At 45.2% G+C, this 2,377-nt stretch carries 4 protein-coding genes, 1 tRNA gene and 1 pseudogene; all 6 read left to right on the top strand.

Annotated features, from left to right (window positions below; all coding sequences use genetic code 11):
- A partial coding sequence (locus QVO99_RS02515) for an elongation factor Tu (RefSeq protein WP_288176887.1) occupies window positions 1-871 on the top strand: 871 nt, incomplete at its 5' end.
- A 58-nt stretch (window positions 872-929) separates the two neighbouring features.
- Window positions 930-1,002 (top strand) — tRNA-Trp (locus tag QVO99_RS02510).
- Window positions 1,003-1,016: 14 nt separating this feature from the next.
- Window positions 1,017-1,208, top strand: coding sequence for a preprotein translocase subunit SecE (gene secE, locus QVO99_RS11090; protein WP_082026244.1), 192 nt, complete (start codon window positions 1,017-1,019; stop codon window positions 1,206-1,208).
- A gap of 12 nt (window positions 1,209-1,220) precedes the next feature.
- The gene (gene nusG, locus QVO99_RS02505) at window positions 1,221-1,763 is read left to right on the top strand and encodes a transcription termination/antitermination protein NusG (protein WP_022316016.1); all 543 of its coding nucleotides are present in this window, start codon (window positions 1,221-1,223) and stop codon (window positions 1,761-1,763) included.
- Window positions 1,764-1,820: 57 nt separating this feature from the next.
- Window positions 1,821-2,261, top strand: coding sequence for a 50S ribosomal protein L11 (gene rplK, locus QVO99_RS02500; RefSeq protein WP_022316015.1), 441 nt, complete (start codon window positions 1,821-1,823; stop codon window positions 2,259-2,261).
- Between the two features lie 22 nt (window positions 2,262-2,283).
- Window positions 2,284-2,377: pseudogene (locus QVO99_RS02495) on the top strand (50S ribosomal protein L1); the annotation flags it as partial.

Raw genomic sequence — 2,377 nt, 5'->3', positions numbered from 1 at the left:
TGCTGCTACCGATGGTCCTATGCCTCAGACACGTGAGCACGTGCTTCTCGCTCGTCAGGTAAACGTTCCACGTCTGGTTGTTTTCCTGAACAAGTGTGATATGGTTGAGGACGAGGAAATGCTCGAGCTCGTTGAGATGGAGATGCGTGAGCTTCTTGATCAGTACGAGTACGATGGCGACAATACTCCTATCGTCCGTGGTTCTGCTCTCGGTGCACTGAACGGTGTTGAAAAGTGGGTAGATAAGGTTATGGAGCTTATGGACGCTGTTGACACATGGATTCCACTGCCTCCACGTGACTTGGATAAGCCATTCTTGATGCCTGTTGAGGACGTATTCTCAATCACTGGTCGTGGTACTGTTGCTACTGGTCGTATCGAGACTGGTCGCGTTAAGGTTGGCGACGAGGTTGAGCTGCTCGGTCTCGGTGAGGACAAGAAGTCAGTTGTAACTGGCGTTGAGATGTTCCGCAAGCTCCTCGAAGAGGGTGAGGCTGGTGACAACGTTGGTCTGCTGCTCCGTGGTATCGACAAGAACGAGATCAAGCGTGGTATGGTTCTCTGCCACCCAGGACAGATCAAGCCTTACAAGAAGTTCCAGGCTCAGATCTACGTTCTGAAGAAAGAGGAAGGTGGACGCCACACTCCATTCGGAAACAAGTATCGTCCTCAGTTCTACCTCCGTACAATGGACTGTACAGGTGAGATCTCTCTTCCAGAGGGAGTTGAGATGGTAATGCCTGGTGACAACGTAACAATTACTGTAGACTTGATCTACGCTGTTGCTCTGAACGTTGGTCTCCGTTTCGCTATCCGTGAGGGTGGTCGTACAGTAGGTGCTGGTCAGATCACAGAGATCATCGATGACTAATCAATAGTCTTCAGATAAATACAAGAGTTCCGTTTGGAATAAAGCGGAACTCTTTTTTACGGGAATAGCTCAGTTGGTAGAGCACTGGTCTCCAAAACCAGGTGTCGGGAGTTCGAGCCTCTCTTCCCGTGCTAATTCAATAATTATGTTCAAAAAGTTTGGAAATTATTGCAAGGTTTGTTACGACGAACTTGCGCATAAAACTACTTGGCCGACGCGGGGTGAGTTGACCCACAATGCTATGGTTGTATTATCTGCTTCCTTGATCATAGCACTTGTAGTCTTCGCAATGGACTCCGTGTTCAGCTTTGTCATGAGTGTGGTTTATCCTAACTAATCGTTTGAGAAAATGGCTGAAACTAAAAGAAACTGGTATGTTCTTCGTGCCGTTAGTGGAAAAGAAGCTAAGGTGAAAGAATACATCGAAGCAGAATTAAAACACAACGAATTGCTTTCTAAGTATGTTTTTCAGGTATTCATACCTACAGAAAAACATGCTACTTTGCGTAATGGTAAGCGTGTCGTGAAAGAGAAAATCGCTCTTCCGGGATATGTTCTTATTGAGGCGGAGTTGAAAGGCGATACCGCTCACACATTGAGGTTCATGCCAAACGTTTTGGGTTTTCTTGGCGGTCTGGATCATCCTACTCCTGTAAAGCAGTCTGATATCAACCGTATGTTCGGAAGTGCCGAGGAGTCTGAGATAGTGGATGAGGTTGCAATCCCATACATTGTCAACGACACCGTGAAGGTGACCGACGGACCATTCAGTGGTTTCACTGGAGTTATCGAAGAGGTAAATACTGAGAAGCACAAGCTGAAGGTTATGGTTAAGATCTTCGGACGTAAGACACCGCTTGAGTTGAGTTTTATGCAAGTAACAAAAGAGTAACTCGCTGTTACGGGTGTGTGACTCTTTTATAATAATCAATTTTTAATAAACAAAGAAATGGCTAAAGAAGTTGCTGGATTAATCAAATTACAGATTAAAGGTGGCGCTGCGAATCCTTCACCTCCAGTAGGACCTGCACTTGGTTCTAAGGGTATTAACATTATGGGATTCTGCAAAGAGTTCAACGCCAGGACCCAGGATAAGGCAGGTAAGATTCTTCCTGTTGTTATCACTTACTATACTGACAAGTCATATAGCTTTGAGATAAAGACTCCTCCTGCTGCTGTTCAGTTGCTCGAGGCTGCCAAGGTAAAGAAGGGTTCTTCTGAACCAAACCGTAAGAAGGTTGCTTCTGTAACTTGGGATCAGGTCAAGGCTATCGCAGAAGACAAGATGCCGGATTTGAACTGCTTCACTGTCGAGTCTGCAATGAGACTTGTAGCAGGTACAGCAAGAAGTATGGGTATCACTGTAAATGGGGACTTCCCTGGTAAATAATTTATAACTTCAACTTAAGAAAATGAGTAAACTGACAAAAAATCAAAAATCAGTAGCTGATAAGGTTGAAGCAGGGAAGGCATACACATTGAAGGAGGCTTCAGAGTTGGTAAAGG

It is taken from the genome of Prevotella sp. CAG:592, assembly GCF_000436015.1.
GTDB classification, from domain to species: Bacteria; Bacteroidota; Bacteroidia; order Bacteroidales; family Bacteroidaceae; genus Prevotella; species Prevotella pectinovora.
Note: the sequence above shows the minus strand (reverse complement) of the source record. Positions and strands in the feature narration are given on the sequence as shown.